Source organism: Nocardioides sp., from assembly GCF_031397825.1.
Taxonomy (GTDB): domain Bacteria; phylum Actinomycetota; class Actinomycetes; order Propionibacteriales; family Nocardioidaceae; genus Nocardioides.
On sequence record NZ_JANNML010000027.1, the window covers coordinates 1 to 5,433 of the forward strand.

Sequence of the window (5,433 nt, forward strand, 5' to 3'; positions counted from 1 at the left end):
GTAGGCGTCCTCGGCGTTGGAGCAGCAGACCACCTTGAGACCCGCGGTGTGGGCGAAGTAGGCCTCGTTGGACTCGGAGTGGTGCTCGACCGCGCCGATGCCACCGCCGAACGGGATGCGGATGACCATCGGCATCTTCGAGCGACCCTTGGAGCGGTAGCTCATCTTGGCGACCTGGCAGACGATCTGGTCGTAGGCCGGGTAGACGAAGCCGTCGAACTGGATCTCGACCACCGGCCGGTAGCCGCGCATCGCCATGCCGACCGCGGTGCCGACGATGCCGGACTCGGCCAGTGGGGAGTCGATGACGCGGTCCTCGCCGAAGTCCTTCTGCAGGCCGTCGGTGATGCGGAAGACGCCGCCGAGCTTGCCGACGTCCTCGCCCATGAGCAGGACCTTGGGGTCGTCCTCCATCGCCTTGCGCAGCCCCATGTTGAGGCCCTTGGCGAGGGTGATCTTCTGGTTGCTGTCCTGCGTGGCCATCAGTGGTGCCCCCCAGCGGCAGAGCCCTCGAAGGAGTCGAGGTAGGTCGCGAAGCCGTCGCGCTGCGCCTGCAGCTCGGGCGTCATCTCGGCGTAGACGTGGTCGAACATGCTCAGCGGCTGCGGGTCGGGCATCGCCTTGCATCCCTCGCGCAGGGTGTGGCCGAGCTCGTCGGCCTCCGCCTGGATGGTGGCGAGGAAGTCGTTCTCCACGAGCCCGTTGCGGCGCAGGTAGACCTCCAGCCGGGCGATCGGGTCCTTGAGCTTCCAGCTCTCGACGTCGTCGGAGAGGCGGTAGCGGGTCGGGTCGTCGGTGGTCGTGTGGGCACCCATCCGGTAGGTGTAGGCCTCGACGAACGTCGGGCCCTGGCCGTCGCGGGCACGCTGCAGCGCTGCCTGCGTGACGGCGTACGTCGCGAGGACGTCGTTGCCGTCGACGCGGACGCCGGGGAAGCCGAAGCCCAGCGCGCGCTGGTAGAGCGGGATGCGGGTCTGGCGCTCGATGGGCTCGGAGATCGCCCACTGGTTGTTCTGGCAGAAGAACACGACCGGCGCGTTGTAGGACGCGGCGAAGATGAACGCCTCGTTGACGTCGCCCTGCGAGGACGCACCGTCGCCGAAGTGGGCGATCACGGCCGCGTCGCGGTCGGGGTCGCCGGTGCCGACGACGCCGTCGCGCTGCATGCCCATCGCGTAGCCGGTGGCGTGCAGGGTCTGGGCGCCGATCACGATCGTGTAGAGCGCGAAGTTGTGCGCGTCGGGCTCCCACCCGCCCTGGTCGACGCCGCGGAAGAGGCCGAGCAGGCGCAGCGGGTCGACGCCCTTGCACCAGGCGACGCCGTGCTCGCGGTAGGTCGGGAAGACGTAGTCCTGCGGGCGCAGCGCGCGGCCGGCGCCGATCTGGGCGGCCTCCTGGCCGAGCAGCTGGGCCCAGATGCCGAGCTCGCCGTGGCGCTGGAGCGCGGTCGCCTCGGTGTCGATGCGCCGGGTCAGCACCATGTCGCGGTAGAAGCCGCGCAGCTCCTCGGCGGAGAAGTCGCGGTCGAACTCCGGGTGGTGGACCCGCTCGCCCTCGGGCGTGAGGAGCTGGATGAGCTCCGGTCCACCGTCCTGCTGCGAGGGCCCGAAGACCTCCGCCAGGTCGGGGCCGAAGCCGGAAGACTGTTGGGTCACGTGGGACTCCTTCTCCTCGCCCGGGGCACGGGTTGGCCGTCGTCCGGGTGGTTGGTCCGGCGCGGGTCGCGATGGGTGGTGCGACCTGTGACCGGGGACACATTCCTGTGCCGCCCAAGTTACCGGTCGTCCGGTCCGTGCCGCCAATCCGCCGGGCTCCTGGGGCCGACGGGCTTCACGCGCACCACTACGCTCGCCCCATGGCGATCCGCACCCGTACGGCCAGCATCACGACCAGCGCTCCGGCGGAGGTCGTCTTCGCGATCCTCACCGACCCGACCCAGCACCCCCGCATCGACGGCTCGGGCACCGTCAAGGCCAGCCGCGGCAGCGGCCAGTGTCTCGAGCTCGGCTCGACCTTCGGCATGGACATGAAGATGGGCGCGGCCTACAAGATCGGCAACACCGTCGTCGAGTTCGAGCAGGACCGGCTCATCGCCTGGCGGCACAAGGGCCTGCACCGCTGGCGCTACGAGCTCACCCCGACCGCCGACGGCGGAACGGAGATCACCGAGACGTGGGACCTGACCCGCTACGGCCCCGCGGCCGTGGGCTTCAACCTCGCCATGGGCACGAAGACCCAGGCCGCCATCGAGGCCACCCTCGCGAAGCTCAAGGCTGCCGCCGAGGCCGACGCCGCCAAGGCCTGACAGTTCCCCGCACGCGTCAGTGCAGCTCGCCGAGGTCCTCGTGGGCCTCGTGGGAGAGCGGCTCGACCTGGAAGGTCGCGTGCCGCACCTCGAAGTGCTCGGCGACGCACGCACACAGGTCGTCGAGGATCGCGCCGACCCCGCGCTCGGCCAGGGCCTGGTCGGTGACGGTGACATGGGCCGAGAGGCTGGGGATGCCGCTGGTGATCGTCCAGGCGTGCAGGTCGTGGACGTCCACGACGCCGGGCACCCCCGCCAGGTGCACCCGCACGTCGGTCAGGTCGAGCCCCGCCGGGGCGATCTCGAGCAGGATGACCGCCGAGTCCCTCAACAGCACCAGCGAGCGCGGCAGGATCATCACCGCGATCACCAGAGAGGCGACCGCGTCGGCACGGTCCCAGCCGGTGGTGAGGATGACGACACCGGCGATGACGACGAGGACGGAGCCGAGCAGGTCGGCGAAGACCTCGTTGGCGGCGCCGCGCAGGTTGAGCGAGCCGGTCTCCGAGCGGCTCAGGATCGCCATCGACACACCGTTGGCCAGCAGGCCGACCACCGCGAAGCCGATCATCGCGCCCGCCTCGATCTCGGCCGGGTCGGTCAGCCGGGCGATGCCGGCGTAGCCGATGTAGGCGCAGACCCCCAGCAGCACCAGGGCGTTGAGCATCGCGGCGAGGATCTCGGCGCGGTGGTAGCCGAACGTCGAGCGCGGTCCGCCGGGCAGGCCTGCGACGTACGACGCCCCGAGCGCGAGCACCACGGCGCCGGCGTCGGTGGCCATGTGCCCCGCGTCGGCGAGGAGCGCGAGGGAGCCGGTGAGCCAGGCGCCGACCAGCTCCACGACCAGCACGGTGCTCGTGACGACGAGGACCTGGCGCAGCCGTCGACGGTCGGAAGCGCGACCCGCGGCGTGCCCCGGTCCGTGGCCGGACCCGTGCCCGTGTCCATGGCCGTGCTTCATCGTTGTTCTCCTCGGTGACGTGGCTTCATTGTCCCCGACCGCTGCCGATGGATCACGAAGGCATCACGGAACGGGCACTCCCGGGACGTCCCCGCCCCAGCTGGTCGACCCTGTGCTCCACTTCGTGCTCCCCCGGTGAGGAAGGACCCGTCGGTGTCCCCTGCTCGACCCCCTGCCCGACCCCCTGCCCGACCCCCTGCCCGACGCCTGTCGCTGTCCGTCGCGTTGGCGCTGCTGACCGCCCTGACCGCCACCCTGCTGACCGTGGGCAGCACGCCGTCGACCGCGGCGGCGACCTCGGCCCGCGCTGGGAACGGCCCGGGGAGCGGCCTGACGCTGCGCCTGGCCTTCCCGCGCCACCCGCTGGCCAGCCGGGTCACCCAGGGGCACCCGGGCCGCAGGGGCCAGCCGCTCTTCCGCCACACCGAGATGCCGGACCCGACCGGCTTCGCCTACCGCGGCCGCTACGTCGCGATCGGCACTGGCTCGCTGGCGCCGCGCTCGATCGCGACCTCCGTGGCCGGGCCGTGGCGCGACCGCGGGAGCGCCCTCAAGCGGCTGCCCCCGTGGGCGACCGGGCGCAACATCTGGGCCTCCGACATCGTGCAGGTCAAGAAGAACAAGTTCCTGCTCTACTTCGCCGCCCCCGCCGGCGGCCTCGGTCCGCTGGGGCGCTGCATCGGGGTGGCCGTGGCCAGCAGCCCGCTGAAGAAGTTCCGTCCCAAGCACCGCCCGATCACCTGCCCACGGAGGGCGCACACTCCGCTGGCGAGCGACAAGGTCCGCCCACCGAGCCCGTCGCAGGAGTCCGCCGGCGTCATCGACCCCGAGGGCTACCAGGCCCGCAACGGGGCGCGCTACCTGCTCTACCGCACCCAGGGCACGCCCTCCTCGATCCGGATGGTCCGCCTCACCCGTGACGGACTGCGCGCCCGCAAGGGCGGCCGGGCCCGGGTGCTGGCCTTCGCCCGCGGGGTCATCGAGAACCCGGTGCTCATCCAGCAGCGCAAGGGCTGGGTGCTGATCACCTCCCAGGGCTACTACGGCGACTGCAACTACCGCACGACCTGGCGCCGAGCCCCCACGCTCCAGGGCCTCAAGAAGGTCCGCTCGCGCGCCCTGGTCACGCGCGCCAGCACCCGGCTGTGCGGACCCGGGGGCGCCGACGTGGTCCACGGGTCGCTGCTGTTCTTCCACGCCTGGACCTGTCGCGAGCGGTCCTGCCCCCACGGCGACCTCCAGCGCGCCCCGCGCTACGGCGCCCAGCGCTCGCTCTTCGCCGCCCAACTGCGCTGGGACCGGCGCGGCCGCCCGCACCTGGGCCGCTTCGTGAAGCCGTCGAAGGGCAAGAAGCAGCGCCCGCCAGGCCAGCAGCAGCCAGCGCCGGACCCTGACGACGACGGACCCGGGCCGCTCCTCCCGCTCCCGCTGCCCCTGGGGCTGCGCGAGGGGTGATCAGCCCCGGCCGTGGGCCGTCAGCCACACGGCCGGGTCGGGCCCCGCCGGCACGACCCCGGACGGGTTGATGTCGGAGTGCACGAGGTAGTAGTGCTGCTTGATCTGCTCGACGTCGGTGTTGTCCCCGAAGCCCGGCGTCTGGAAGAGGTCGCGCGCGTAGCCCCACAGGTGCGGCATCTCGGTCAGCTTGACCCGGTTGCACTTGAAGTGGCCGTGGTAGACCGCGTCGAAACGGGCCAGCGTCGTGAAGAGCCGCACGTCGGCCTCGGTGATCGCCGCCCCCATCAGGTAGCGCCGGTCGGCCAGCCGCTCCTCGAGCCAGTCCAGGGTCGCCCAGAGCCGGTCGTACGCCGCCTCGTAGGCCTTCTGCGACCCCGCGAAGCCGCACCGGTAGACACCGTTGTTGACCTCGGTGAAGACCCGCTGCATGACCTCGTCCATCTCCTCGCGGAGGTGCTCGGGCCACAGGTCCGGCGCGCCGTCGCGGTGGTGCTCGCGCCACTCGAAGAAGAAGTCGTGGGTGATCCACGGGAAGTCGTTGGTGACCAGCTCACCGCTGCTCTCCTCTACGATCGCCGGCACCGTGATGCCACGGTCGTAGCCGGGGAAGCGCTTGACGTAGGCCTCCTGGAGCCGCTCGATCCCGAGCACCGGGTCGCGCCCGCCCGGGTCGAGGTCGAAGGTCCAGCTGCGGGCGTCGTGGGTCGGG

At 71.6% G+C, this 5,433-nt stretch carries 6 protein-coding genes; 2 read left to right on the forward strand and 4 right to left on the reverse strand.

All coding sequences use genetic code 11. The features are described 5' to 3' along the window. A partial coding sequence (locus RMN98_RS01670; protein ID WP_397208556.1) for an alpha-ketoacid dehydrogenase subunit beta occupies positions 1-483 on the reverse strand: 483 nt, incomplete at its 3' end. Beyond that, positions 483-1,622, reverse strand: coding sequence for a pyruvate dehydrogenase (acetyl-transferring) E1 component subunit alpha (gene pdhA, locus RMN98_RS01675; protein WP_309647071.1), 1,140 nt, complete (start codon positions 1,620-1,622; stop codon positions 483-485). The genes RMN98_RS01670 and pdhA, both read right to left, overlap by 1 nt. A gap of 233 nt (positions 1,623-1,855) precedes the next feature. Here pdhA and RMN98_RS01680 point away from each other — a divergent pair, with 233 nt between their 5' ends. Continuing rightward, positions 1,856-2,305: an SRPBCC family protein gene (locus tag RMN98_RS01680; RefSeq protein WP_309647067.1), complete on the forward strand. Its 450-nt coding sequence runs from the start codon at positions 1,856-1,858 to the stop codon at positions 2,303-2,305. A 16-nt stretch (positions 2,306-2,321) separates the two neighbouring features. Here the strand turns inward: RMN98_RS01680 and RMN98_RS01685 are convergent, their stop codons facing one another. Further along, entirely contained in the window at positions 2,322-3,266 is a 945-nt protein-coding gene (locus tag RMN98_RS01685; RefSeq protein WP_309647068.1) for a cation diffusion facilitator family transporter, read from the reverse strand. Between the two features lie 153 nt (positions 3,267-3,419). Here RMN98_RS01685 and RMN98_RS01690 point away from each other — a divergent pair, with 153 nt between their 5' ends. Beyond that, complete coding sequence (locus RMN98_RS01690) at positions 3,420-4,721, forward strand: family 43 glycosylhydrolase (RefSeq protein WP_309647069.1); 1,302 nt, start codon at positions 3,420-3,422, stop codon at positions 4,719-4,721. Here RMN98_RS01690 and RMN98_RS01695 read toward each other — a convergent pair. Continuing rightward, the coding region (locus RMN98_RS01695; protein ID WP_309647070.1) for a glutathione S-transferase C-terminal domain-containing protein at positions 4,722-5,433 on the reverse strand (712 nt) is incomplete at its 5' end.

Coding starts and splice junctions, on each gene's coding strand:
- RMN98_RS01680 (WP_309647067.1), top strand. CDS start 1,856: ATGGCGATCCGCACCCGTACGGCCAGCATCACGACCAGCGCTCCGGCG.
- RMN98_RS01685 (WP_309647068.1), bottom strand. CDS start 3,266: ATGAAGCACGGCCATGGACACGGGCACGGGTCCGGCCACGGACCGGGG.